The 25,673-nt window shown below is 49.0% G+C and carries 25 protein-coding genes and 1 tRNA gene; 16 read left to right on the plus strand and 10 right to left on the minus strand.

Features of this window, described 5'->3' with window-relative positions; genetic code table 11:
* The first annotated feature begins 343 nt into the window (after nucleotides 1-343).
* Nucleotides 344-1,495 (plus strand): pyridoxal-phosphate-dependent aminotransferase family protein, encoded by a 1,152-nt coding sequence (locus SPI9445_RS0116840; RefSeq protein ID WP_017305944.1) that lies wholly within the window; start codon nucleotides 344-346, stop codon nucleotides 1,493-1,495.
* A gap of 109 nt (nucleotides 1,496-1,604) precedes the next feature.
* On the opposite strand, the gene dndE is transcribed toward SPI9445_RS0116840, so the two are convergent.
* The 3 genes from dndE to SPI9445_RS31450 form a co-directional block, all read right to left on the minus strand.
* Nucleotides 1,605-2,024: a DNA sulfur modification protein DndE gene (gene dndE / locus SPI9445_RS0116845; protein ID WP_017305945.1), complete on the minus strand. Its 420-nt coding sequence runs from the start codon at nucleotides 2,022-2,024 to the stop codon at nucleotides 1,605-1,607.
* A 100-nt stretch (nucleotides 2,025-2,124) separates the two neighbouring features.
* Nucleotides 2,125-3,102, minus strand: coding sequence for a glycosyltransferase family 2 protein (locus SPI9445_RS0116850; RefSeq protein WP_017305946.1), 978 nt, complete (start codon nucleotides 3,100-3,102; stop codon nucleotides 2,125-2,127).
* 34 nt (nucleotides 3,103-3,136) lie between these two features.
* Nucleotides 3,137-4,369 carry a pentapeptide repeat-containing protein gene (locus SPI9445_RS31450; protein WP_017305947.1) on the minus strand — a complete coding sequence of 411 codons (1,233 nt, stop codon included), beginning with the start codon at nucleotides 4,367-4,369 and terminating at the stop codon, nucleotides 3,137-3,139.
* A gap of 547 nt (nucleotides 4,370-4,916) precedes the next feature.
* On the opposite strand from SPI9445_RS31450, the gene SPI9445_RS0116865 reads away from it, so the two are divergent.
* Nucleotides 4,917-6,125, plus strand: a complete 1,209-nt coding sequence (locus SPI9445_RS0116865; RefSeq protein ID WP_026079875.1) for an RNA-guided endonuclease InsQ/TnpB family protein — start codon at nucleotides 4,917-4,919, stop codon at nucleotides 6,123-6,125.
* 33 nt (nucleotides 6,126-6,158) lie between these two features.
* Here the strand turns inward: SPI9445_RS0116865 and SPI9445_RS0116870 are convergent, their stop codons facing one another.
* Nucleotides 6,159-7,805: a DUF3352 domain-containing protein gene (locus SPI9445_RS0116870; protein WP_017305949.1), complete on the minus strand. Its 1,647-nt coding sequence runs from the start codon at nucleotides 7,803-7,805 to the stop codon at nucleotides 6,159-6,161.
* A gap of 328 nt (nucleotides 7,806-8,133) precedes the next feature.
* On the opposite strand from SPI9445_RS0116870, the gene SPI9445_RS0116875 reads away from it, so the two are divergent.
* The 7 genes from SPI9445_RS0116875 to hpsJ-A all read left to right on the plus strand — a co-directional run bounded on the left by SPI9445_RS0116875 (nucleotide 8,134) and on the right by hpsJ-A (nucleotide 17,166).
* Complete coding sequence (locus SPI9445_RS0116875) at nucleotides 8,134-8,487, plus strand: rhodanese-like domain-containing protein (protein WP_017305950.1); 354 nt, start codon at nucleotides 8,134-8,136, stop codon at nucleotides 8,485-8,487.
* Nucleotides 8,488-8,676: 189 nt separating this feature from the next.
* Nucleotides 8,677-9,747 carry a heat-inducible transcriptional repressor HrcA gene (hrcA, locus tag SPI9445_RS0116880; RefSeq protein WP_017305951.1) on the plus strand — a complete coding sequence of 357 codons (1,071 nt, stop codon included), beginning with the start codon at nucleotides 8,677-8,679 and terminating at the stop codon, nucleotides 9,745-9,747.
* A gap of 8 nt (nucleotides 9,748-9,755) precedes the next feature.
* Nucleotides 9,756-12,611: a CBS domain-containing protein gene (locus SPI9445_RS0116885; RefSeq protein WP_017305952.1), complete on the plus strand. Its 2,856-nt coding sequence runs from the start codon at nucleotides 9,756-9,758 to the stop codon at nucleotides 12,609-12,611.
* A 45-nt stretch (nucleotides 12,612-12,656) separates the two neighbouring features.
* Complete coding sequence (locus SPI9445_RS27740) at nucleotides 12,657-14,279, plus strand: serine/threonine protein kinase (RefSeq protein ID WP_017305953.1); 1,623 nt, start codon at nucleotides 12,657-12,659, stop codon at nucleotides 14,277-14,279.
* Nucleotides 14,279-15,646 carry a tRNA uridine-5-carboxymethylaminomethyl(34) synthesis GTPase MnmE gene (gene mnmE, locus SPI9445_RS0116895; protein WP_017305954.1) on the plus strand — a complete coding sequence of 456 codons (1,368 nt, stop codon included), beginning with the start codon at nucleotides 14,279-14,281 and terminating at the stop codon, nucleotides 15,644-15,646. Before SPI9445_RS27740 ends, mnmE begins: the two co-directional genes overlap by 1 nt.
* A 6-nt stretch (nucleotides 15,647-15,652) precedes the next feature.
* The gene (locus tag SPI9445_RS25955) at nucleotides 15,653-16,333 is read left to right on the plus strand and encodes a cyanoexosortase A system-associated protein (RefSeq protein WP_017305955.1); all 681 of its coding nucleotides are present in this window, start codon (nucleotides 15,653-15,655) and stop codon (nucleotides 16,331-16,333) included.
* 44 nt (nucleotides 16,334-16,377) lie between these two features.
* Nucleotides 16,378-17,166: an HpsJ-like protein, cyanoexosortase A-associated gene (gene hpsJ-A, locus SPI9445_RS0116905; RefSeq protein ID WP_017305956.1), complete on the plus strand. Its 789-nt coding sequence runs from the start codon at nucleotides 16,378-16,380 to the stop codon at nucleotides 17,164-17,166.
* Nucleotides 17,167-17,275: 109 nt separating this feature from the next.
* Here hpsJ-A and SPI9445_RS0116910 read toward each other — a convergent pair whose 3' ends face one another.
* The 4 genes from SPI9445_RS0116910 to SPI9445_RS0116925 all read right to left on the minus strand — a co-directional run bounded on the left by SPI9445_RS0116910 (nucleotide 17,276) and on the right by SPI9445_RS0116925 (nucleotide 20,032).
* Nucleotides 17,276-17,596 carry a DUF3593 domain-containing protein gene (locus SPI9445_RS0116910; RefSeq protein ID WP_017305957.1) on the minus strand — a complete coding sequence of 107 codons (321 nt, stop codon included), beginning with the start codon at nucleotides 17,594-17,596 and terminating at the stop codon, nucleotides 17,276-17,278.
* Between the two features lie 20 nt (nucleotides 17,597-17,616).
* The gene (locus SPI9445_RS0116915; protein ID WP_193379277.1) at nucleotides 17,617-18,498 is read right to left on the minus strand and encodes a 4-hydroxybenzoate solanesyltransferase; all 882 of its coding nucleotides are present in this window, start codon (nucleotides 18,496-18,498) and stop codon (nucleotides 17,617-17,619) included.
* Between the two features lie 32 nt (nucleotides 18,499-18,530).
* Entirely contained in the window at nucleotides 18,531-19,250 is a 720-nt protein-coding gene (locus SPI9445_RS0116920) for an HAD family hydrolase (protein ID WP_017305959.1), read from the minus strand.
* A gap of 83 nt (nucleotides 19,251-19,333) precedes the next feature.
* On the minus strand, nucleotides 19,334-20,032 hold the full coding sequence (locus SPI9445_RS0116925) for a Crp/Fnr family transcriptional regulator (protein ID WP_017305960.1): 699 nt from the start codon (nucleotides 20,030-20,032) through the stop codon (nucleotides 19,334-19,336).
* 81 nt (nucleotides 20,033-20,113) lie between these two features.
* On the opposite strand from SPI9445_RS0116925, the gene SPI9445_RS0116930 reads away from it, so the two are divergent.
* The 4 genes from SPI9445_RS0116930 (at nucleotide 20,114) to SPI9445_RS0116940 (ending at nucleotide 22,576) form a co-directional block, all read left to right on the plus strand.
* Nucleotides 20,114-20,947: a hypothetical protein gene (locus SPI9445_RS0116930; RefSeq protein WP_017305961.1), complete on the plus strand. Its 834-nt coding sequence runs from the start codon at nucleotides 20,114-20,116 to the stop codon at nucleotides 20,945-20,947.
* 133 nt (nucleotides 20,948-21,080) lie between these two features.
* Nucleotides 21,081-21,965, plus strand: a complete 885-nt coding sequence (locus SPI9445_RS0116935) for a formylglycine-generating enzyme family protein (protein ID WP_017305962.1) — start codon at nucleotides 21,081-21,083, stop codon at nucleotides 21,963-21,965.
* Entirely contained in the window at nucleotides 21,950-22,078 is a 129-nt protein-coding gene (locus tag SPI9445_RS31690; protein ID WP_272943239.1) for a hypothetical protein, read from the plus strand. Before SPI9445_RS0116935 ends, SPI9445_RS31690 begins: the two co-directional genes overlap by 16 nt.
* 171 nt (nucleotides 22,079-22,249) lie before the next feature.
* On the plus strand, nucleotides 22,250-22,576 hold the full coding sequence (locus SPI9445_RS0116940; RefSeq protein WP_017305963.1) for a hypothetical protein: 327 nt from the start codon (nucleotides 22,250-22,252) through the stop codon (nucleotides 22,574-22,576).
* Here SPI9445_RS0116940 and moaC read toward each other — a convergent pair.
* Nucleotides 22,563-23,057: a cyclic pyranopterin monophosphate synthase MoaC gene (gene moaC / locus SPI9445_RS0116945; RefSeq protein WP_017305964.1), complete on the minus strand. Its 495-nt coding sequence runs from the start codon at nucleotides 23,055-23,057 to the stop codon at nucleotides 22,563-22,565. The two genes, SPI9445_RS0116940 and moaC, sit on opposite strands and share 14 nt — an antisense overlap.
* 55 nt (nucleotides 23,058-23,112) lie before the next feature.
* Here moaC and SPI9445_RS0116950 point away from each other — a divergent pair.
* The 3 genes from SPI9445_RS0116950 to SPI9445_RS0116960 all read left to right on the plus strand — a co-directional run bounded on the left by SPI9445_RS0116950 (nucleotide 23,113) and on the right by SPI9445_RS0116960 (nucleotide 24,229).
* Nucleotides 23,113-23,186 (plus strand) — tRNA-Arg (locus tag SPI9445_RS0116950).
* Nucleotides 23,187-23,297: 111 nt separating this feature from the next.
* Nucleotides 23,298-23,522: a membrane protein insertion efficiency factor YidD gene (yidD, locus tag SPI9445_RS0116955; protein WP_017305965.1), complete on the plus strand. Its 225-nt coding sequence runs from the start codon at nucleotides 23,298-23,300 to the stop codon at nucleotides 23,520-23,522.
* Nucleotides 23,523-23,524: 2 nt separating this feature from the next.
* Nucleotides 23,525-24,229, plus strand: coding sequence for a M15 family metallopeptidase (locus SPI9445_RS0116960; RefSeq protein ID WP_026079880.1), 705 nt, complete (start codon nucleotides 23,525-23,527; stop codon nucleotides 24,227-24,229).
* 407 nt (nucleotides 24,230-24,636) lie between these two features.
* On the opposite strand, the gene SPI9445_RS0116965 is transcribed toward SPI9445_RS0116960, so the two are convergent.
* The gene (locus SPI9445_RS0116965; protein ID WP_017305967.1) at nucleotides 24,637-25,653 is read right to left on the minus strand and encodes a DNA cytosine methyltransferase; all 1,017 of its coding nucleotides are present in this window, start codon (nucleotides 25,651-25,653) and stop codon (nucleotides 24,637-24,639) included.
* Between the last annotated feature and the right edge of the window lie 20 nt (nucleotides 25,654-25,673).

Here is a 25,673-nt window from a genome sequence, read left to right on the forward strand (position 1 = left end):
CTCCAATCTCCCCCATCCGTAATTTCAGGGAATACTCAATGGAGTGATAAAACGATAGACTAGAATTTATACTTAATACCCTTCCAAGCTAAGAACTTTTAATCTAGATCGTCAATGAAAACACGCAAAAGCTTATTAAAAATTTACATATAAAACCGCAATTACTTCCGTTCTATTACGGAGTTTTTCAAGTCAGATTGAACCGCTCGGTTTTCTGTCCGTTGGGGACAGGCAGAAATTGACAAGGGTCTAGGCCGCGCAATATAATGGGAAGCTATTTCTTTTTTCCCCCCTCTGTCCCATCAAGGAACGTTGGGGTTAATTTTAGTTATGCAAGGCGCAGATGAAAGATAAAAATATGTTAATGATTCCGGGGCCAACTCCGGTTCCGGCACAGGTGTTACAAGCGATGGCCAAGCACCCCATCGGCCACCGTAGTGGGGACTATAGCAAGATTCAGGAAGAGGTCAGCGCGAATTTAAAATGGCTGCACCAAACCGCCCAAGATGTCCAGATGCTGACTGTTAGCGGCACAGGGGCGATGGAAGCAGGGATGATTAACTTTCTCTCCCGAGGCGATCGCGTTTTAGTGGGATGTAACGGGAAATTCGGCGAACGTTGGGGAGAAGTGGCAGAAGCCTATGGTTTAAATGTAGAACGCATCAGTGCAGAATGGGGCAAACCCCTAGACCCGGCCGCCTTTGAAGAAAAATTAGCCGCCGATACCGAGAAACAAATTAAAGCGGTAATTCTAACCCATTCCGAAACCTCAACGGCGGTTTTAAACGACCTCGAAAGCATTAATAAAGCGGTCAAAGAACACGGGGAAGCTTTAATTATGGTGGATGCTGTCACCAGTATGGGTGCAATTAGTGTCCCTATTGATGAGTGGGGTTTAGATGTGGTGGCTTCTGGGTCGCAAAAAGGGTTCATGGTTCCCCCCGGTTTGGGTTTTGTGGCCGTGAGTGAGAAGGCTTGGAAGGCTTACGAAACGGCTAACTTACCCCGCTATTATTTGGATTTGGGTAAGTATCGCAAAGCAACGGCTAAACATACCACACCTTTTACCCCTCCGGTGAATTTGGTGTTTGGCTTACAAGTGGCCTTACAAATGATGCGGGAAGAAGGCTTAGAGGGGATTTTTGCCCGTCACCAACGGTTAACTCAAGGCACTCGTGCGGCCGTGAAGGCGTTGGGGTTATCTCCCTTTGCTCCGGATGATTGTGCAAGTCCGGCTGTAACGGCGGTTTTACCGACGGGTGTTGAGGCGGAGGCCATTCGTTCTACTTTACGGAACAAGTTTGATATTGCTATGGCGGGGGGACAAGATCACCTGAAAGGGAAGATTTTCCGCATTGGTCATTTAGGGTTTGTCTGTGAGCGAGATATTTTAGCGGCGATCGCCGCCTTAGAAGCCACCTTACAACAATTAGGCTACGAAGGGGCAACCCCCGGCGCAGGCGTAGCGGCCGCCGCCGCCGTGTTTGCAGGCTAAAAAAGAGGCCTCATGGGGGCTTGTTGAATAAATCCGGGAATAGGGAATCGGGAGTCAAGAACCCCTGTTCTCTGTTCCCTATTCCCTGTTCCCTATTACCTGTTCCCTATTACCTCTCCCCCCGTTCCCTGTTCCCTGTTCCCTGTTCCCTAGTTATCAATTGGATTAAATCCTCAATACGCCTTAAGTCCGAATCCCCGGCTAAATAGCCAATGCCTCGGTGGAGATGGAGACGGAACTGAGTGGCGAGGGTTTCGGGGTTGGTGCCGAGTCCATCTTGCTCACAGCGTTGTTTAAGGGCAATAGTCAGGAAATCGGCCATTTCTCCCCCAAAAACCCGCCACGTTAATTCAACATTACTATCGGCAGGTAACGGCACGGGGGAGGGAATGGTCGGTTCTGCCAGAGAACGACAAAACGCCCAACGACAGAGAATGTTCCACTGGTCAATTTTGGTCTGGCGCTTGAGTTTTGTTAGTTGTTCTTTAGCCGTTTGGGACAGTCTAACTCGTTCTACAGGGGGTTCCATAATTTAGGGAATAGGGAATAGGGAACGGGAAGGGAGAGGGGGGGAGGGGGAGAGGGGGAGAGAGGGAGAGGGGGAATTAAGACTTATTACCTATTACCTATTACCTATTACCGACTCCCGCCCCCCGACTCCCGCCTCCCACCTCCGACACCACATAAAGCGGACGGCCTTTGACTTCTTCATAAATGCGACCAATATATTCTCCTAAAATACCAATACTCACCAATTGAACCGCTCCCAAGAAAAACACCGCAATTAAAATCGTCGCTAAACCTGTTACCGGAGAATCAGGGGCGACAATGCGCCAATATAACACCATTCCGGCCATAATTAACGCCACCAGCGCCGCACAAAGTCCGGTATAGGTTGCCAGTCGTAAGGGGACTTTAGAAAAGGAGACTAACCCATCAATGGCAAGGGATAGGGACTTAGTGAAAGTGTATTGGCGATCGCCTGCAAAGCGTGGATTCCGTTCAAAGCGCACCGAGGTTTGAGTAAATCCCACCCAAGATCGTAACCCCCGCAAATAACGATTGCGTTCCGGCAAAGAATTCAACACCTCCACCACCTGCCGATCCATTAAGCAAAAATCCCCACTATCTAGGGGAATCTCTACATTCGCCAAGCGTTGCAAAATACGATAGAACACATAGGCATAAAAGCGTTTTAACCACTGTTCCTGATGTCGTTTCGTCCGTTGGGCATAAACCACCTGATAGCCCGCTTGCCAGCGTTCAATCATCATTAAAGCCACTTCTGGGGGGTCTTGTAAGTCCGCATCCATGATAATCACCGCCTCCCCCCGGGCAAAGTGTAAACCTGCCGTGAGAGCGATTTGTTGCCCAAAATTCCGCGCCAAACTGATATAGGTGACACGGGGATCCTTTTGCTGGAGATTCCGCAAGAGGGCTAAAGACTGATCCCGACTGCCATCATTGACAAAAACCCATTCTAGGGATCCATCTAGGCGATCGCTTAACCCATCCAAACGATGATACAACTCCCCCAAATTCCGTTCCTCGTTATACACCGGAATCACAAAAGAATAACGAGGATTGCCCCCCTCTTGATTGCCCATAACCTCCTGAAAACCCACTCTAGACCATTGTCTCCTAACGTCCTAAATGATTGGGAATGCCCTCACACCCCCCCGGAATCGTCGCCCGGGTTTTTTCTCCCCCCCAACAACAGCAATAATACCGTTGCTCCTCACTCAACCGTTGAACCCCGGTAAAATCGGCTTTTTCCACCACAGCCCCCGTATACTCCCCTGTTTCATAATTGGGTGTGGCATTAGGCAGACGGGGCGTTGCGGTTTCCACAAACCCATAGAATAAACGAGTCCCTTTGAGATCCGCCCCTCGTAAATTAGCATCATAGAGAACCGTCCGCGCCAAATTAGCTCGCACCAGATCACAACGACTCAAATCCGCCCCAATCATATAGGCATCACTTAAATCCGTCCAGCGCAAATCCGTTTCCGACAAATCCGCCCGCGCCAACATCACCCCCAAATCAATCACCCGTAGGCCATGCTGACGATCTTCCGCATAGCCCCCGGCCCCATCTAAAATCGCCCGCCCCAGCAAAGCATCCCGCTTGAGGGGAGTCACCAATTTAGACTGAGAGAGGAAGCGTAAAATCTTGGCCTTTCCTCCCGCGTCTACACTGCTCAAAATGGCGGCCGTGCGTCCTTCGGCAAAAGCGCGTTCTTGGGGCCAATCTTCCAGCAAGCCCTCATCACTCAAGGCCAAATCAGAAATCCCCTGAAAATAAGCATCAATGGTCTGTTGTTGGGTAATGGTATTTTGCCGGATGGTGAGGTCTTTAGAGATCACATATTGCTGCCAGGCTACATAAACGGCAATTACGGCAATCATAATCTGACCTACGGCTCCAAACCACTCGGCCCAGGAGCCAAATTCGTCCCATTTGGCTTGATTTAACCAACTTCTCACCCCTTGATAGACTCCGAACACTTGACCAAAGCCTGCGATCGCCCCCACAATGCCCACAATCCCTAAGAGAGTCCGTCGTTCATCGGGGGTGAGAAACTTGATTAACCAGCGTCGAATGGCTGGGATCGTGATTCGTAAGGAAATTAACAAGGCCACTAAAGCCCCCGCAAATAGCATTAAACCGACATTAAACAGCCAACCAATCATCATCACCGTAATAGCTACAATAATCAGCCAAGCGTTCAACGTTTCCAAGGGAATCACCAAGGGAGTAGATTGGGCTTGGGGGATAACAAAAGGTGTCGTTCCCTTGAGTAATAAGGAAGAGGACTCCTGAGCCACTGAATCGGGTTCTGAGTGAACCGGAGGTTTCCCTGAAGAGGTCATAGGGTTTTACTTTGACGGGGGTAGGTTAAGAGGGTTACTGTGAAACTGTAGTTTATTGTAGAAAAAACATGGAAGATTTTGAAACCCTCAATGGGATCATCGGCGGATTAGCGGTTATTATCGCCATTGGTGCTTTTTTGATGATGTTCACCACGGTATTCACCACCAAGCGCTGAGACTCCCATCGGGAGGGAACAGAAACAAGGGATTGGGGGCTTAAACCTAACTACCAACCCAGTTTGTTGTTGGGCTTTAGCCCTTAGTTTTTCGTTTTTTTGTAGGTTTGAGTAAGTTTTTTGTTACTAGCCAGCACGTCTAGAGCGCTTAAGCGCAACTACGAACCAAATCAGGACACCTTTATCGAGAATGTCGGGGTGAAGACCCTCGGGGACAGCTGCGCAACGTTTCACGAACACCGACGGGATGAAACCCCGACCAGTAGAGAAACAGCACTTCGACAGGCTCAGTGACAGGAAGCACGACTTAAACCTTGACAATTTGTGCTATATAGCATAGCATACAAATAGTTGTTTGGGGTCGAGAAACAATGATTATCTTAGAGATGAAAGCTGTGCTTAAGCCTTATCAGTCATTGGCTATAGACGAAGCTATTCGTACAGTACAATTCATCAGAAACAAAGCGTTAAAGCTTTGGATGGATGGCAAGAGAGAAGACAAAGTAGACAAATATTCTCTCAATAAATACTGTGCAGTTCTCGCCAAACAGTTCAAGTTTGTTGATACTCTAAATTCTACGGCCAGACAAGCATCTGCTGAACGAGCATGGTCTGCTATTGCTCGTTTCTATGACAATTGTAAGAAAAAGGTTAAAGGGAAAAAAGGTTATCCTAAATTCCAAAAGAATAACCGTTCTGTAGAATATAAACACTCTGGTTGGAAGCTATCGGAGGACCGGAAAAAGATAACTTTCACAGACAAGAAAAACATCGGGACGGTTAAACTGAAAGGAACTAGAGACCTAAACTTTTATCCTTTAGACCAAATTAAACGAGTTAGGATTATTAAACGAGCGGATGGTTACTATGTCCAATTCTGCCTTAACGTTGATATTCGGGAATACGCTAAACCGCTAGAACCGACTAAAAGATGTGTAGGATTGGATGTAGGCTTAAAAGTGTTCTATGGGAACAGTGATGGTGAAACAGTAGAGATACCACAATACTATCGCCAGGCAGAAAAAAGATTAAACCGTCTGAATCGGCAGAAATCTAAAAAGTTTAAGAAAGGTCAACCCCAATCAAACAACTATCAAAAGGCTAGAAAGAGATATGCTAGAAAACATTTAAGAATAAGTAGGCAACGTAGAGGCTTTGCTGAAAAAGAGGCATTGCGCGTCATTAAATCTAACGATTTCATCGCCTACGAAAACTTAAATGTCAAAGGCATGGTAAAAAACTCTAGACTAGCTAAATCTATTAATGATGCAGCTTGGTCAACGTTTCGTCAATGGCTAGAGTATTTTGGCTTTAAATATGGTAAGGCTACGGTAGCAGTGCCGCCCCATAACACGAGTCAAAACTGTTCTAACTGTGGTCAAAAAGTGTCTAAATCCCTATCTACAAGAACCCATGTTTGTCCCCATTGTGGTTATACCGAAGATAGAGATGTTAATGCTGCTATCAACATTTTGAAAAGAGGACTAAGTACGGTGGGACACACCGAAACTTATACGCTTGAGGAGAGATTCCCTCTAGCTTGGTTGGATACGTCCTGTCAAGTTAAGGAAACTCGGTGAACCAAGAATCCCTCGCTTTTAGCGATGGGAGTGTCAATTTTTCAGACCCAATTTAAAGAAAATAGTGGCACGACTGACCTCGTTTTGGCGGCCTTGACTGGTGAGGGTGAAGGAACGGAGATGATCTAATAGGGGTTGTCCCACTAATTCTAGGACTTTGACGACGGGGACTTTTTGGGTCAATAAGGGTTTACTTTTCGCCCAGTCTACATAGAAATAACCGTAGTTGGGCAGGGGAAGGGGTGCGATCGCCTCTTTAAATAAATTCGTCTTCACAAGGGGCGTATTATTGGGACTCAGAACCTGTGTAATGGCCTCTAAGGAACTAGCCACCACTTCATAATTCCCCACGCTACCATGCACCCCCTTCACTTGCGCACTTAAACGGCCTCCACTGGCCTCTAATGCTGTCCACACCGTCACGGGATAATCGGCAACGGTGACTTTCCCTAAACTTAAATTCTGGGACTCGGCCAATTCGTCGAGGTGGTCAATGGCCTGTTTCGCTTCTGGGGTGTTTTTTTCCGCTACAAAGACCCAATCGGGTTGGGTTAAGCTGGTGGGGAGTAAGGATAAGGCATATTCTCCTTGTACCCAGCTAAAGATGTCTTGGGGTAAGTCCACCCCCCAAGGTTCTTGTAAATTACTCAAGGCCTGTTCAAATAACCCAGCTACGGGACTATCCTCCCCGAAACCCTGCTGGATTTGCCCCCAGAAGCCCTCTAAATCCACGCCAGAGGCGGTTAATAGGGTACGGGGTGGCAGATAGTTCAACGCGCCCACAGGGGCATTTAAGGAGGGTTTGGAGGCGACGGGCTGCACGAGGCCGGAAATGGCACTTTCTGCGACTAAACCTTGAGGACTGAGGGTAAAGCCTAAAGTGAGGGTGGGAATGGGTTCGTTGGGGTCAATTTCGGCATTTTTCGCCAAGGCCAATAAGTTCACATAGGCCACCCCAATCCGGGGCGCTGTGAGGGTGTCTAGGGCTTGTTGATAGGCCTCGGCATTGGCTAAATTGAGGTTAGGAACTTGGACATTGTTGAGGGCATCCCGTAATACTTTGGGATGATTGGCAAATAATACATAGCGATCGCCCACTACCGCACTGGCCAAGGACGATTCCCCGGTTTCCCGGAGACGACGGTAGATGACGTTAACGCCCTTGTACTGTTCAAAAACTAAATCTGATTCTCCGGCGATCGCACTTTTGGCATAAAACACCTGTAAGAATTCTCGGGCATATTCCCCATCTTTGGCAGAAGCGACCAATAAATAACCCGGTTGTTGGCCATTTTCCCCATTGCGGTCATAATCCAAACTCGTCACCGCAACGGTAATTTCTTCCCCTAACCAGGATTGAACGTCCTTGCGATACTTTAACCCCGTTTTGCTTAACAGTCCCGCTTTAATCTCATCTAACTCCCGTCGTGACTGTTTCCGTTCCCCCACGGGCGTTCCCAACTGAAGCAAGGCCTCTAAACGGTCAGGATTAACCAGTAACGATAACATCGCCGGGGCTTGTCGGGGGACAAACATAGCGGCTGAGGGTGTTTCCTGCACTCCCCCATCCTTCAAGGTTAGAGGACTTTGGGCTAAGACCCAATACACCCCCCCTCCGGCTAAGGATAACAGGACAAGGGAAGCAACCAACAGAGCAAGGAAAAAGGAACGGAGCGTCATGATCGAGACTGTCTCGTAAAATTGGGCAAAATTGACTAGGGGAACGGGGGGAAAGGGAATAGGGAATAGGGAATAATTCTTGATTCCTCGACTCCCGACTCCCTAGGGCGCAAGCATTGCGCCCCTACACCGACTCCCGACTCCCGGACATTTCCAGCAAGCTCTATCTAGTCTACGCGATGTTAGGCGGGGAAAGGGAGAGGAGTTGTTAGAATACATCCATCGCTAGGTGACAGATTCCGCTAGTCTGTATTATTTCAGGTGTTGGTGACAGTTATCAACATTCATCGTTTATTTAATAAATACATCTGAACTTGTTTTTGAGCCTATGAATAATCCTCAAGATCCGATCCCCCAGATTTCCCCGCAAGCGTTAGCGCAACGTATGGCTGAGGCAGGGGAAGGGTTACAACTGGTAGATGTGCGGGAACATCAAGAAGTGGCGATCGCACAAATCCCCGGTTTTACCATTCTCCCTCTTAGTGAATACGAATATTGGTCTAAGGACATTACAGCCCGTCTGAATCCCGAGGCTGAAACCCTTGTAATATGTCATCATGGAATCCGTTCACAGCAAATGTGCCAATGGCTACGGAGTCAGGGCTTTACAGATGTTAAAAATATCCGAGGAGGAATTCATGAGTATGCGCGCATTGTTGACCCATCTATTCCTCAGTATTGAATAGGGAACGGGGAACAGGGAACAGGGAACAGGGAATGGGGAATGGGGGAGATTGATTGCTGTTCAAAAATGGTGCGTCAGGACTACGGTAATTCCTCTTTAATCTAAGTTGTTCCTTCTGACGAACCCTACAATTGACTACTGATTACGGTTAAAAAAATCCTTTAATAAAAGCAAAATTATCTTATGATGTCTCCCCAATTAAAATTGAGTGAACGTCACCAGCAAATTCTTTGGGCGACCATCCGCCATTATATCGCAACCGCCGAGCCTGTCGGTTCTCGGACGATTGCCCAAGAATATGGCTTACAAGTGAGTTCTGCCACCATTCGCAATGCTATGGGGCGCTTAGAAAAAGCGGGTTTATTATATCAACCCCACACCTCCGCCGGACGTGTTCCCTCAGACTCAGGCTATCGGATTTATGTGGATGATTTGATGAGTCTTGATCAGTCTTGGGGAGAACATTTAATAGAATTATATGCCCAGCAATTGAACTGGGAAACCTATAATGTCGAAACCCTTTTAAAACGCGCTGCTCAAATTTTAGCCAGTTTAAGCGGACATATTGCTTTAATTACACTGCCCCAAAATTCTCAAAACCAATTGCGCCATATTCAACTCATCCCAGTCAATGAAAAACAGGTGATGTTGTTAGTGGTGGCTGATGCCTATTATACCCAATCTTTACTAATTGACTTACCCCAACGGGATTCTAATGAAGAGGAAGACTTAGAAAGTGAATTAGAATTGTTGTCAAATTTCCTTAATCGTAGACTCAAGGGCAAATCTTTAGCGGTGTTAAATACCTTAAATTGGGGAGAATTAGACCAAGAGTTTCAAAAATATACCCAATTTGTTCAAGATATTGTTAAAGTCTTGGTGCGAGAAAATCAAGCCAAAGAATCTACACCGATTCTGATTCGCGGCATTTCTGAAGCCCTGCGCCAGCCCGAATTTTCGGAAGTCCAACAGGTGCAAATGTTGCTGCACTTACTAGAAGAAGAACAAGAACAACTCTTTCCGCTTATCTTTGAATATCCCGATTTTGAGGATAAATTTCCGCGAGTTTCCGTAAGAATTGGCGCAGAAAATTCCCTCGAACCCTTAAGCATTTGTACGGTCATTTCTGCCAATTATAAAAAGGGCGATATTCCTGTAGGGAGTATTGGTTTAATTGGTCCGACGCGGATGTTATATGAAAATGCCATTACCTTAGTTGAAGCGGCCGCCTATTCTGTATCTGAGGCGTTAAGTTAAGCCATTTTATGGACATCATTCTCTGTCACCAAACCGTTGATTTTGATGCGTTGGGCGCGGCTGTGGGCTTGACGCGGTTAAGGGTGGGGGCGAAGTTGGTGTTAACAGGGGGCGCTCATCCGGGGGTGAAAAATTTTCTGGCGTTGTATCGGGATGAGTTGTTGTTAATTGAACAGCGCAGTGTTACCCCCCAACGACTGAAACGGATTATGGTGGTGGATACCCAACAGCGCGATCGCCTAGGGAAAAGCGCCGCCTGGTTAGATTTGCCCCATCTCGAAGCCATCGAGGTCTATGATCACCATTGGGACAGCCACAGTGACATCCCCGCCACCCTGCGACAGGTGGAGAATGTGGGGGCGACGACGACGTTAATTGTGGAGAAACTCCAAAGCGCGGGGGTGTCTCTCGCCTCCCCAGAAGCTACGGTGATGGCGTTGGGAATTCATGTAGACACCGGATCCCTCACCTTTGATCAAACTACAGCGCGGGATGTGCGGGCGTTGGCTTGGCTGATGGAGCAAGGCGCGGATTTACAGGGCATTCGGGACTATATCGACCCCGGACTCACCCCCCGCCTACAAAAGCTGCTCTCGGCCGCGCTAGAGGGCTTAGAACGAGTGAAAGTACAGGGCTATACCCTGACTTGGGTTTGTTTAGATACAGAGGGCTTTGTTCCGGGCTTATCCAGTATTGCGGAACGGTTAATGGATTTAACGGAATCCGATGCCCTGTTTTTTGGCGTGCAGTATCAACGGAGTGCGGAAAGTGGGAGTCGTTTAACGGTGATTGGGCGATCGCGCATTCCCAACACAACCATCCTCCCCCTCTTCCAGGCCGTCGGTGGGGGCGGCCATGCCCAGGCCACCTCAGCCACGCTGAAAAATGTAAACGCCAGCGACACTTTACAGGAATTTGTTAACCAACTCATTGATCAACTGCCCCACCCCCTGATAGCACGGGATATTATGTCCTCCCCTGTGCGTACCATTCGCCCCCAGATCACCATCGCCGAAGCCCAACGGATTTTACTGCGTTATGGTCATTCGGGCTTATCGGTGGTGGATGAACAGGATCAGTTAGTGGGCATTATTTGCCGTCGGGATTTAGATTTAGCCCTCCATCATGGCTTCCAACACGCCCCCGTTAAGGGCTATATGAGCCAAACCGACACCCTGAAAACCATCACCCCAGAAACCACCGTGCCGGAAATTGAGTCCCTGATGGTGACCTATGATGTGGGGCGCTTACCTGTGATTGACCAAGGGCATTTAGTGGGGATTGTGACGAGGACAGATGTCCTGAGAGTGCGTCAAGGGGAAAACTGGGGCATGGGGGAAATGGGCAACACTTCGGGGAATGGGAAGCGGCACCGTTGGGCGAGTTGTTTAATCCCCAAACCTCAAGCGCTAATTCCGGGGGCGATTTGGCAGTTTTTAGAACAAGTGAGCCAAGAAGCCGAACAACGGGGCTGGCATTTGTATTTAGTGGGGGGTGCTGTGCGGGATTTAATCATGCAGCAAGATGCCCAAAAAGCGAGAGGAACAACACCCGAGGGCGTTAGGGGCGCAAGCATTACGCCCTCTCCTATCCCCCCTCTTGTCCCCCCCTTCCAAAAGGGGGCTAGGGGGGATAACTCCAACCCCCCCGCCTTCCTCCAAGACATCGACCTAGTAGTGGATGGCTTCCACCGCACCGCCCAAACCGGAGCCGGGGTAGAACTGGCCAAAGCGGTACAAAAACACTACCCCCAAGCCCGCCTAGAAGTGCATGGGGCTTTCCAAACGGCCGCCTTGTTGTGGCATAAAGATCCCACCTTTGGCTCCTTAGCGGTGGATATTGCCACAGCGCGGACAGAATTTTATCCCTACCCGGCCGCCAATCCCGAAGTCGAGGCCAGTTCAATCCGTCAAGACTTGTACCGCCGGGATTTTACCATCAACGCCCTCGCCATTCGCCTCACCTCACCCAGAGAGGGGGAACTGTTAGACTTTTTTGGCGGGTTGTTAGATTTGCGATCGCACACCTTGCGCGTCCTCCATGCCAACAGCTTCATCGAAGATCCCACCCGCATCTACCGCGCCGTGCGGCTTGCCGTGCGTCTAGGCTTTCACCTTGAAGCCCAAACAGAACAATATATCCGCTATGCCATCACAAGCGGCGTATATGATCGTTCTCGTTCCCAACAAAATCCCGCCCCCGCCCTGACGACCCGCCTCAAGGCTGAATTAAGATATATATTAGAAGCCCCCTACTGGAAACCCGCCCTAGAACTACTCAATGATCTCGGAGCCTTGCGCTGTCTCCATCCCACCCTAGAACTCAACCCTCGCCTCTGGTGGCAAATCCGCCTGTTTGACCGAGGTTTAGAACGCTTTGACCCCCAACACCACCTAGACCATTGGCAACTGCGTTTAGAACTCCTGCTGGCAGAGTTACCCCCCTCAGAAGGCTGGAAAGTCGCCCAAAGTTTGGAACTCTCCGCCGATGGTGTCAAACGGTTGAAACTCTTACCAGACGCTCGTCAAAGGTTGGTTAAAGTGTTGGGGCTGTCTGGGGATATCCCCCCCAGTGAGATTGTCCAGACCTTGCGGGATTATTCACTCCCCCTGTTAGCCCTTTTAGCCGTGAAAAGCCCCCGACCCGTGCGGCGGCAGATCTGGCACTATCTAATAGATTTATCCCACCGTCGCGCCCCTCTCACGGGTCATGATTTAAAACAATTGGGTTATAAACCGGGGCCATTGTACCGAGAAATCCTAGAACGGCTTCTTTCTGCTACCTTAGATGGAGTAATTAGCGATCGCCCTCAAGCCGAGGCATTCCTAACCCAATATTTCCCCCTACCCCAAACCAAACAGTAACCCAGTCCCCCTAATCCCCTGTTCCCCATTCCCCAGTACCGAACCATGACAACCACGGCAACCTACAACGATTTCAAATACAGCCTCGACACCACCATTGGTCAAGGAATCTTTAGCCTGACCTACCAAGCGGTAGAAGTCGGTACGGGGAAGCCCGTCATGATCAAAACCCTTGCCTCCAGCTTGCAAGACCATCCCCAATTCCCCAAATTTAGGGAACGATTTCTCAAGCTGGCTCAACAACTGAAACAATGTGTTCACCCCCACTTACCCGGCATTTGGGAGTTTTTCGAGGAAGACGGACAACCCTACATTGTCTATGACAGAATCCTAGGGGTAAACCTTGCCGATCACGTCGCCGCTCAAGGTAGAATCCCAGAAGACCAAGCTAGAGAGTGGATTAATCAAATTGCCTCCGCCTTGCAACGGCTCCATCAACAGGGCTTAAAGCATTTAGATGTCCACCCGCGCAATATTATCTACCGCCCCGAAACCAATGATGTGGTTTTGGTGGATTTTGGCTTTACCGCAGAACTTACCCCAGAAATTCGCCAAACTCACGCCAACTTAATCGCACCGGGTTATTCTGCCCTAGAACAACACAATCCGAAAAAACCCTGTTCTTCCGCAACGGATATTTATAGCCTCAGTGCGACGTTTTATTTTATGTTGACCGGGGATGCTCCCCCTCCGGTTCCGGTTTTGGGGCATATTCCCCCGGAAAAATGGCAGAAGTTCCCCCGGGAGATTAGTTCCCCCACCCGCGCCACAATTTTACGGGGGATGGCTCTCTCTGCCATTGACCGCCCTCAAACGGTGGCGGATTGGTCTTCCTTATGGCGGGAGGTCTGGGAACGAGAACAGCAGGCCTTACAAGCCCAGTTAGAGGCACAATTACAGGCGGAACGGCTGGAAAATGAACGTTTAGCCCGTTTAGAAGCCGAACGCTTAGAAAATGAGCGTCTCGCCCGTTTGGAAGCCGAACGTTTAGAAAATGAACGTTTAGCCCGTTTAGAGTTTGAACGCCTAGAAAATGAACGTTTAGCCCGTTTAGAAGCCGAACGCTTAGAAAATGAACGTCTCGCCCGTTTAGAAGCCGAACGTTTAGAAAACGAACGTCTTGCCCGTTTAGAGTTTGAACGCCTAGAAAATGAACGTCTTGCCCGTTTAGAGTTTGAACGTTTAGAAAATGAACGTTTAGCGCGTTTAGAGTTTGAACGGTTGGAAAATGAACGTCTTGCCCGTTTAGAAACCGAACGTTTAGAAGCCGAACGTTTAGCGCGCTTAGAGTTTGAACGGCAAATTCAACAGGAAATTGAACGTCAACAAGCGCCGACTGGGGAAATGGACCCCTCTCCTACCCCTCTCGAAGAGTTAGAAGCGGGATCTGTTGCCCTGACGGTATCCTCTCCCCAAAAACGCCCCAAAACTAGCCCCCGCCCCACCCAGAAACGGAAAGGGAAGGCGCGCCCCCAGAGCCAAATGGTGAAAGTCCGTTTTCCGATGGGAGCATTACTCATGACCAGTGCGATCGCCGCTTCGGCCGGGGCGGGCTTTGGTTTGTCCCTCCGTCTCAATCGTCCCACGGAGGCGGGATCGTCCTTCTGGCACGTTGAGCAGTCCTTCCCCCCGCGAGAATTTAAGGAACAAGAGACTGGGGATGAATGATGCAGGGTGAGACAATCGCAGCGATCGCAACGGCCATTGTTCCAGAACAGGGGAGCATCGGCATTGTAAGGGTATCGGGCAAAGAAGCCCTCGCCCTCGCCCAGCGTATCTTTCACCCACCGGGCAAGCAACGCTGGGTCAGCCACCGCATCCTCTACGGCTACATCCGCCACCCCCACACTGGGGAACAAATTGATGAGGCCTTATTGCTGATTATGCAAGCGCCCCGCTCTTTCACGCGGGAGGATGTGGTGGAGTTCCACTGTCACGGGGGCATGATTCCCGTACAACGAGTTCTACAGTTGTGTCTGGAAGGGGGGGCTAGACTCGCCCAGCCGGGGGAGTTTAGCCTGCGTGCCTTTCTCAACGGGCGAATTGACCTCACCCAAGCCGAAAGCGTGGCGGATTTAGTGGGGGCGCGTTCTCCCCAAGCGGCCAGCCTCGCCCTCGCTGGACTACAGGGCAAACTCGCTCACCCGATCCGTGATTTGCGGAAAATTTGTCTGGATATCCTCGCAGACGTGGAAGCACGCATCGATTTTGAGGACGATTTACCCCCGTTAGATGAGGAACAGGTCAAAAAAGACCTAAAGGGGGCGTTAAAGGTCGTCGAGGAGATTTTAGCCACAGCCGACCGGGGGGAATTGCTGCGTAGTGGTTTAAAAGTGGCCATTGTCGGCCGTCCTAATGTGGGGAAATCCAGTTTGCTTAATGCTTGGAGTCGGAGCGATCGCGCTATTGTTACAGAACTCCCCGGCACGACGCGGGATGTAGTCGAGTCTAGCCTGATTGTGGGGGGGATTCCTATTCAAGTCTTAGACACGGCCGGAATCCGCCATACCGTGGATACCGTCGAGCAAATTGGGGTAGCGCGATCGCGTCAAGCCGCCCAAAGTGCCGACCTCATCCTCTACACCCTAGACACCCCAAGCGGTTGGACTCCCGAAGATGACGAAATTTACCAACAAGTCAAACACCGCCCCCTCATCCTCATCCTGAACAAAATTGACCTCGCCTCCCCCCAACAAGTCCACTACCCCCCCGAAATCCAGCAAGTCGTTTATACCGCCGTCGCCCACCATCAGGGCATCCCCGACCTAGAACAAGCCATCCTGAACACCATCAAAACAGGACAACTCACCGCCACTAACCTTGATATTGCTATCAACCAACGCCAAGGAGCCGCCCTCACCCGGGCTAAAATTGCCTTAGAACAAGTGCAACAAACTATTAACGAACAACTCCCCCTAGACTTCTGGACAATTGACCTACGCAGTGCCATTCAAGCATTAGGGGAAATTACCGGAGAAGGTGTTACTGAGTCCGTTTTAGACCAGATTTTTAGTCGGTTTTGTATTGGCAAATAGCTAGCCATGAACCAATTTTTTGAACAAAAAATCCGCCTTCCTTTGCTCATCCTCATTTGTGTGGGGGTATGGTTTAGCTTCGTGAAAATTCTGTTTTCTCAACCCTCTCCCTCCATTCCTCAAGCGGTTGTAACAGTACCTGAGTTTCCCGCAAATGTCCCGATTCCTCACTGGAAATCTATCACAAAACCGTTAGAAATTAAGCAAAGGTCAGACCCCGATTTATTCCCCCAAGCCAAGACCTATTACTACCAACAGAATAACCGAGTGATTCAAGTCGAAATGCGCCTTGTTACGAATGAAGAAGATGCCAGAACATTAATGAAACAATATGCTAATATTTCCCAACCTGTAGAAATTCGAGAACATCCTACTCAAGGGTTTTATGCTGTGACCGCCAATCCAGATTATACTTATCTCACAGCCTGTATTAATGCCAGAGGTCATAGCACGGTGACTCATTTACAGTTTAAACAAAATGGTTATCGCTATGGTTTAGACGGAACAAGGCTGCTGGCTTGGTTAACGGGAGAACAACCCCTGCGAGATCCTCGGTGTTTTTGGACTTTAATCATCATGCCTGCATCCGACGTTCCTCTAGCGGATCCCTTAGAGGTGGTTGAGGAGGTTTGGACAGGTTGGTATGATTGGTGGCGATCGCATCTTCGGAATCTCCCCTCTACCTAACCCATCTCTGCTGCATATTTTAGCTTATAAGTCAAGAAAAAAATATGACCTCTTCCCCCCAATCCCCCGATCCTGAACAACCCTTAGAGTCTCAACACTCTAATCAATATTTAGCCGAAATGAGTGGAAAAGTTGAGGAAATCTGGAACTTTTCTCTCGCTCAAGTTCAGTCCATTAAACTATTAAGAACGATTGGCTATGGATTGCTAATTTTTCTGCTGTTTGATGTGATTAATCTCCTGATTCCCCCCAACTTTATGAACCCGACTTGGGAGTTTCAAACCTTTGGCGGCATTGTAGAACGGGTGGCTGTTCCTTTAATTGGCTTTAGCTTTATCTTTTTTGCAGAGAAAAAAGTCCGATCCGCTTGGGAAATTCCCCTCTTAAAAGTATTGTCTTGGTTAGTGTTAGGTTTAGCTTTACTTTTCTTTCTCTTCATCCCCTTGGGAGTCTTTAATACTGTCCGCATTCAAAGACAAGCTAACGAACAAATCACCAGTCGAGTGGCTCAAGGGGTGAGCCAAGTCGAGGAAGTTCAACAGCGTTTAACTGAAGTGAATTCTGTTCAAGAATTGGAGGAGTTAGTCGGACAAATTACCAATCAACCGACACGCCCCACCTTAGACAATCCTGAACAATACGACGAAGTAAAAACCCGTTTAGCGGATACAATGTCACTGGTTGAACAGAATATTAAACAGCAAGCAGAAAACCTCCAAGCGGCTCAACGCTTGTCTTTATTGAAGAACTCTGTTAAGTGGAATCTTGGTTCTTTGTTAGCGGCAGTTCTGTTTCTTTTCATGTGGCAAGGTACACGCTGGGCGAGAAAGTAATACCCATTTAATGTGAGTGGTGTGCAGAAGGGAAATTTTCGGGAATCGGGAGTCGGGAGTTGAGGAATCAAGAATTATTCCCAATTCCCAATTCCCTATTCCCAATTCCCTATTCCCCATGACGGGATTTTTGCTCAGGTGGGTTCTTTTTGTGGTTAATAATGGCTTGACGAAAACCTAACACAACTAAAATATTTGAGAGGGTGAGAAAGGCTTCTGCGCCCCCATGTAACCAGTCTACATTCGCGAGGTTTTCCTGATAGGCGACTTGGGCATAAATTCCGGCCGGAATGGTGACAGCGACGAAGATTAACAGCACATAAAAGCCAATTAAAGCTAGACGGGGGGTTTTGCCGGAACGAGTCATAAACCACAAAAACCCGAGATAGGGAAACAGGGATAAAGCAAAGAGGGTTTCTTTGGATAGCATGGGTAGATTAATTTAACAAATCACAATAAACACCCGGCAATAATACCCCCCAATAGGACAAAACCTAAGCCTACATTTTGCTGGAAAATTTGACCGTAGAGGGGACGGGGAGGGTCTGGTTGTCGCAGTTGGTTAAATTGCCAGAGCCAGCCGATGAGGGCAGCAGTCCACCCCAGCCAAAATGTCCAATGTAAGCCCTCCACAAAGGCTAAATCAGCGAGTAAAGCGGCAGTGAGGGCGAAAAAGACTCCCACGGCGAAAGGGGCGGCTTTGCCGAAGAATAGGGCGCTGGAGTTAATGCCAATTTTTGCGTCATCTTCGCGATCGCTCATGGCGTAGACGGTATCAAAGCCTAATGTCCAACTGACCACCGCCCCCCAGAGTAACCCCGAGGGGAGGGAAAGGTTAGCTGTCACGGCACTCCAACTGATCAACACGGCAAACCCCCAAGCGAGGGCGAGAACTAATTGAGGGACGGGAAAAAAGCGTTTAGCGGAGGGATAAAGGAGGATGAAGGGGACGGCAGCCACACAAAGCCCAAAGCTGAGGGGGTTCAGGTATAAGGCTAATCCGGCCGCACTGAGGAGGGCGATCGCACTAATGGCAAAACCCACCTGTAGCGACAGCGCCCGAGAGGCAAGGGGGCGGGTTTTCGTCCGTTCTACTTGAGGATCAATATCCCGATCCCACAAATCATTCACGACACAACCTAACGCACTGGTGCTAAGGGTGCCTAGGATAATCACCCCCACCAAGGGCCAAGGGGGTACACCATGAGCGGCTAAAAAGACCGCCCACAGTGCCGGAATCAGCAGAATCAATCGTCCTGCGGGTTTATCCCAGCGCAACAAACGGATAATTGTCCACCAAGTTGGTTCTGAGGAAGGTTGAGAGGATGTCACCATAGAATGGGTAATAGGTAATAGGTAAAAGATTAACTATTAACGGGTAGGGTTTTCTGAGCAAATACGGCTTTAACCCGTTCTAATTCTAATTCGGAAAAACGATCTACCGTCCAGTTGGTCTGGCGTTGTAACATATGGAAGGGGTAAGTATGGGCAATTCCCACGACCTGCATTTTAGCCTGTTTAGCGGCCGTAATTCCAGCCGGACTGTCTTCAATGGCTAGACAATTTTGGGCGGTAATATTGAGGTGAGGAAAGAGACGATTTAAACGTTCTACGGCTAGGAGATAACCATAGGGATCGGGTTTACTGGTGGTAACTTCATCCCCGGTTACGAAAACTTGAAAATAAGGGGCTAAATTGGTTCGTTGTAATACGGTGTCCACTTCACTCCGCAAGGCTCCGGTGACTAAGCCAATGATTAACTCCTCCCGTTGTAATTGCTGCAAAAATTCCTCAACTTCTGGGTAAATCGGTAAGGGGTCAAGGGTGGCAATGCGGGCTTGATAGGCTTGAGATTTGCGGGCAATCAGACTGTTGAGGTACTCTTCAGAAACGACGCGACCCCGACGGGCTAGGATTTCTTTGAGACAAACGCGATCGCTTCTCCCTAAACAAATTTCATGGAAGTCATGGGGAGAAGGCCGTAAATTTTCCTGCAAGAGAAGGTCATTAATGAGTTCTTCGTGAACGGGTTCGTCATTAATGATCGTACCGTTGAAGTCCAGTAAAACTGCTTTAAGACTCATGATTCAGGAAAGGGCAATTAGGGGCTGGGAATTATAAGTTGATAATTGATGTTTAATAATTAGTAATTACTAATTGATTTAAGCTAGGTGTCCGGGTCTTGAGATTTTGGCATGGTGGGTAAACAAATCAAATTATCTTCTTCAATTGAAATTAGATTTTGTTGCCGTAAACGACCCATGAGACGAGTGACTGTGACGCGGGTAGACCCGATGGCGCTACCGATTTGGGCGTGGGTGAGGGGATAGGGGAGACAATATCCATTGTCTCTCGGTTCTCCATACTCTTCGACTAAGAGGGTCAAAAAGCCTAGTAAACGGTCAATAGTGCGCCGTTGTCCTAGGGTACTTAACCACAACAGTTTACGCTGGTGTTGGTAACGGAAAGCGTCGAGAATTTCCCGGCGAAAATGAGGCCAGTTGTCGAGATCATGCCAATACATCCAAATGACAGAGGTTTGTTCAACATGGGCGTAAGCTTGGAGGGTAAAGGGCGACTGGGCGACAATTTCAAAGGGATGACCTGCCCCCACAAAGCCTAAAAATGCCTCTTCGGGTTCCGTGGGGATGTTGGCTTGTTTGCGTCGAGACGGCACACTAATTTGAGCCGTCCCCACGAGACGCACCGCCCCCCGTTGCACTAAGTATAACAAACCGGGACGGGCGGGAATCCGTTCGTCTTTGCTAAAGATGCGATCGCGATAGTGAGACTGAGCCCAATCTAAAATACGTTGCCATGTCAGAAAGGGACGGGATGCTTCTGATGCCGAGGGAAGTGATTGCATAGGGCTTTGTGGGATTGAAACAGGCATTTTTCTAGTTTATACTGAGGTCAAATGTATTTTTAAAAACACTATTAAAACAGAGTGACTGAGCCACTTGGGGAACTAAATCCACTTTATCGCTCTTATTCTTTCAAATTTAGGCTAAATCAGCATTTAACCCAAGTTCTGCTGAAGTTATCACGGGCGAAAAATAATTTAGCGGATCTTGTGGATATTACGGATCTTCCTTTGAGACAAGTCCCGGGACAATGGCGTTATCAATCGGCACTGGCCTTAAAAATTAGCGGAAAATACGGAAATAGCCCCGAGGAAATTGCTCAAATTTTGCTCAGTAATTTCCCTGATTCTACTGATTTTCTCATTAAACGGGTACAGATGGGGAGATTAGAGTGGGAAGTGGGGGAAAATGCGATCGCCTCATGGTTAACTCAATGTTTGCACCTTCCCACCAGTCCCGAAAAGCAACAAATCCCTAACCTTTCCCGCCTAAAAGCCCTTGACAAATACACCACTATCCCCATTCATTATACCTATAACCGTTGTGCCTCCTTGCTCCATCTAGGCGCGAGTGAACAACTGATTCAGCTATCCCCCCCCGTAGCCCATCATCCCCGGACATGGCTTGCCCCCCAGCCCGTACCTTGGACGGTAGAGGCTACCTCGACCCTAGCCTTCCAACACCCAGCAGAAATTAAGCTCATTGCCGCCCAAATTCAATTCATGGATGCGCTCACCGACTCCCCATCTGACGACTGGCCGAAATTCGGATTAGTCCTTAGTGAGGCCTTCCTTGAGTTTCATCGGTTTTGTCGGATTTGGGGAGAGGTACAACAGCACACCCCCCCGTTGAGTCAAGGGCGTTTAGGGTTAATCCAAGTCACTCAAAACCTATTGCAGCTTGTGCTAACTCCTTGACCCCCCCTAGGGGGAATTCATGAATTCCCCCGATCCCAACTAGGCCTAGGGCGGAAAGAGTGCTAGGATTTTCCCATTCACAGCCCTAGAACAAGGGTGTTGCGGCATTTTGTCTAGAGATTAACGCGCCATTATGTCTTCATTTTCTGAACAAACCGAAACGATTGAAATTGTCCAAGTGGACGCTTTTGGCACTATTTGCGATCGCCTCACGCCACAACATACCTATTGGGTCGAACCCTTAAACGCCAAAGTTGCCCTACTTTTAAGCCCCATCCCCTCAGGAACTTTTCTCATGGGAACCCCCCAGACTGAACTCGGATGGACTCCTGTACAAAGTCCCCAACACTCCGTCACCTTAGCCCCCTTTGCCCTCAGTAAATACCCCATCACCCAAGCGCAATGGCGGGTCGTCGCCACCTTCCCCCAAGTAGAACGCCCCCTCGTCACCCATCCCGCCTGTTTTGAAGGACGGAATCGCCCCGTGGAACAGATTACCTGGTGGGAGGCCTTAGAATTTTGTGCGCGACTCTCCCAACACACCGGACGTAACTATCGTTTACCCAGCGAGGCCGAATGGGAGTATGCTTGTCGCGCCGGAACCACTACCCCCTTTTGTTTCGGCGAAACCATCACCACCCAACTGGCCAACTACTCCGGCATTGACTGGGACTATGGCGGCAAAATATGCAGTTATGGGGCTTACGGCCAAGGCCCCCAAGGAGCAGACCTGCGAGAAACTACGGTTGTCGGTCATTATTGCGTCGCCAACGCCTTTGGCCTTTACGATATGCACGGTTTAGTCCGGGAGTGGTGCGCCGATGTCTGGTATCCCAACTATAACGAGGCTCCCCCTGATGGACAAGCGCGCAGGACTGGGGGAGAGGAGGATAAACGAGTGGTACGAGGCGGTTCCTGGAACAAAAGCCCCGTTCACTGTCGTTCCGGCGCACGTCTGAAGTTTAACGCTCAAGCCAGTTTATATGATGTCGGTTTTCGGGTGTGTTTGACGTTTTAGGAGAGGGAACAGGGAATCGGGAGTCGGGAGTCGGGAGTCGGGAGTCGGGAGTCGGGAGATTGCTGCTCCCCTGTTCCCCTGCTCCCCTGTTCCCTATTCCCCGATTCCCGTAATCCGGAATCAAGCCCGCTCAATTTGTAGCTCTCTCTTGCGTACAGGAAAACATCTCCCAGTAGGTCAAAATCCTAGGCTTATGCAGCTAACCTAAATTCCGTAATCCCTCGGATTTTCCTCAGAGATATTCCCAGATCACCTCATGATTATTCAACTTTCCCAACCCAAAAATGAACAAAAATAGCCTTGTCTTGTCTTTGGCCGCTCTGATCTTACTGGGTTCTCAACTTCCCTCCTCAGCTGCCTTATTCCGTCCTTCTAGTGGGGTAGAGGAATCCTCCACCCATCCGGGATTAACCCAAGTGGCACAAACCACCCGCACCCGAACCGTCAACAATACAGGGGGAGGTAGCACCACCCGCACCCGAACCACCACCACAACCACCAACGGGGGAAGCAGCACCACCCGCACCCGAACCACCACCACAACCGGGGGAGGCGGGAGCCGCACCACTACTTGTCAATATACTGGGAGGCGAACGATTACTTGTCGCTAGTTTCCCCCTGGTCTTTTGTTTTCTCGATGACCTGAATTCCCTCAATCATCATGGTTTTGTCTAACGCCTTCGCCATGTCGTACAGCGTCAGTGCGGCAAGGGAAACGGCGGTTAGGGCTTCCATTTCTACTCCGGTTTCGGCCTTGGTGCCAACGGTGGCGCGGATTTGATAACCGGGGAGATGGCGATCGCACTCAATCTCTACCTCAATCTTATGCAAGGGCAAGGGATGACACAAGGGGATTAACTGGGCGGTCTGTTTCGCGGCCATAATCCCCGCCAGTTTCGCCGTGGTGATTACATCCCCTTTCGGTGCGTTCCCCTGTTCAATGGCTTCTAGGGTACTTAAAGCCATGCGGATTTTTCCTTGGGCAATGGCTTGCCGTCGGGTGGCAGATTTGCCTGAAACGTCCACCATTTGGGCTTCCCCGCGACTGTTTAAATGGGTTAGACCTTTTTTTTCTGAAAACGCTTGCGCCATTCTTGATTCCTGTGTTATGATTATTAATCGTTGCATAGAGCAGCGCAAAGCGAAAGGGCTTGTAGCTCAGTGGACTAGAGCACGTGGCTACGGACCACGGTGTCGGGGGTTCGAATCCCTCCTAGCCCGTAGAACAAGAACGAGGAGATAGCATTATTCTATCTCCTGTTTTTTATTGGATTCCTGTTTTTTGGGGGGATATCTTATCCTAAAAAGGGCAGGACTTCTCAAAAATGTGCCATGAAAATGCTATTAATTGGGCTAATCCGAGCCTACCGCGCCTTAATTTCTCCCCTCTTTCCGCCGATGTGTCGTTTCCAACCGACTTGTTCTCAATATGGCATGGAGGCGATCGCCCGTTTTGGGGCAATCAAGGGCGGATGGCTGACGGTGCGCCGGATTGCGCGCTGTCATCCCTTCCACCCCGGAGGTTATGATCCCGTTCCCCCCCACAAGGAAGAGTGAACTTGAAACCCTATCAACAGATTCCCATTGTGGAATGTCACGAACCCCTAGCGCCCATTCCCCGCGAGGTGTTTGTTTTGCCCCCTATCCATCCCTACGCGGCCTTGGGGGCAGATTATCAAGGGCGATCGCCTTATTTTTTGCGCCAAGGGGTGATTCAAGCCCTAGAGCAAGCCCAGCAAGCCCTACAAGGGGAACATCCCCAGTGGAAAATCCTGATTTTTGATGCCTTTCGACCCATTAGCGTCCAGCAATTCATGGTGGACTACAGCTTTCAAACACTCCTGCAACAACGCGGCCTCACAGAAGCGCAGTTATCTGAAGGGGAAAAACAAGACCTCTGGCAAGTGGTTTATGAACTGTGGGCGCTCCCCAGTTCTGATCCAGCCACACCGCCCCCCCACAGCACTGGAGCCGCCTTAGATATTACCTTAGTAGATGCACAGGGGAACGTAGTCGATATGGGTTCAGAGATTGATGAGTTATCAGCGCGATCGCACCCCGACTATTACGCCAGCGCCCAAACGCCCCCCGAACAGACTTATCACCAGCACCGCCAACTCCTCCATCGGATCATGACTCAGGCCGGATTTCGTCGTCATCCTAGGGAGTGGTGGCACTTTTCCCTAGGGGATCAACTGTGGGCATGGTTAGGGAAACAGGACGATCCCGGTTTTGATGCGATCGCCCGTTATGGTCGAGTCTAGTTGGTTACCTAAAATGTCGGCTTGTTCGTGAAACGTTGCGCAGCAAAGGCTCTCGGTTTTACCGATGAGATGAAAAGCCGACCAATGTTTGACAATAAAACTAAAAACGCATAGGATTGAATTGGTTTGAATTCCCAGAGTGTTGCAGTAAGCCTGAAATAGGGGTGGAGCTTGAACTCGAAAGTGTCGCACAAGGAGACAAATAGTGGGTAGCGAAAACCACGAAAAACATAGCTAGGGAAACTAACGTAAGCCCAAATCCAGAAAACTCAAGAATTAGATTGTTTTTAGTAATGTGGGGCGCACATTAACTCTAGGTAATTATCCTAGTACGCTCAGGGAGATAAAGCCCTCTGGGATTGTCTAAACTAGGCTTGCTAATTGGTTGGGCCGAACGGTTAGACGGTTTAGGTAATGCTCGCAAGAGATAGGTAATTGTAAGGCGTGTCGATGAACTGAGAATCCATCGCTTTTAGCGATGGGAGCGTCAATTTCCTAGTCTGAACAATTTTCAGACTGTTAATCATTTCACTCGCAATGGACTGAATAACCGGAACCGTCACACTATTTCCCACTTGCTTTCTCAGTTGGGAATAGGGAACCACAATTTTAAAACTATCAGGAAAACCCTGTAATCTTAGCAATTCTCGCGCCGTAGGTCTTCTCACCCCATTGACCACCAAATAATTATAAGAAGCCCCGGCACGTAAAGCACAAGAATATTCTAACGCCGAAATATTCCCGCTTTTATTTTCATGCCAAATGGAAGGAATCGGATAATTAGGTTTAACCTTTGCCAGTCGTTTTTGTTTAATCGATTCCGACAAAAAATATTGAGGATCAACTTGGCTATCCGGTTCTAAAATATCCTCAAGTTGGGGACGGCTACCTAGAGGTTTGGGAAAGGAAAATTGTAAGTTTTCTTTAAACCCCACAATAAACGTCCGTTCTCGCTTTTGGGGAACGCCAAAATCTAGAGAATTTAAAACCCTATGATGGAGGAAATAGCCCAAATTTTCTAAATGCCTGAGAATCGTTTTAAACGTTCTACCCTGATCATGAGACTTTAAATTCTTGACATTTTCTAACAAAAAAGCAGCAGGTTGCTTGACCTGCAAAATTTCTTCAATATTAAAAAACAACGTCCCCCGGGTATCCAAAAACCCTTTTTGCTCACCACAAATGCTAAAAGCTTGACAAGGAAACCCCGCCAACAAAATATCATGATCTGGGATATCCTCCGGTCTGATTTGGGTAATATCCCCTTGAGGAATTTCGCCGAAATTGGCCTGATAGGTTTGTTGAGCGAAGGCATCCCATTCCGAGGAAAAAACACATTGGACACCCTGAGACTCAAACCCTAGACGCATTCCGCCAATTCCTGCGAAAAGGTCAATAAAGGTCAAGGGAACGAGTGAAGTCATAGGCGATTAGATTGGGGAAT

The organism is Spirulina subsalsa PCC 9445, from assembly GCF_000314005.1.
Lineage (GTDB): Bacteria > Cyanobacteriota > Cyanobacteriia > Cyanobacteriales > Spirulinaceae > Spirulina_A > Spirulina_A subsalsa.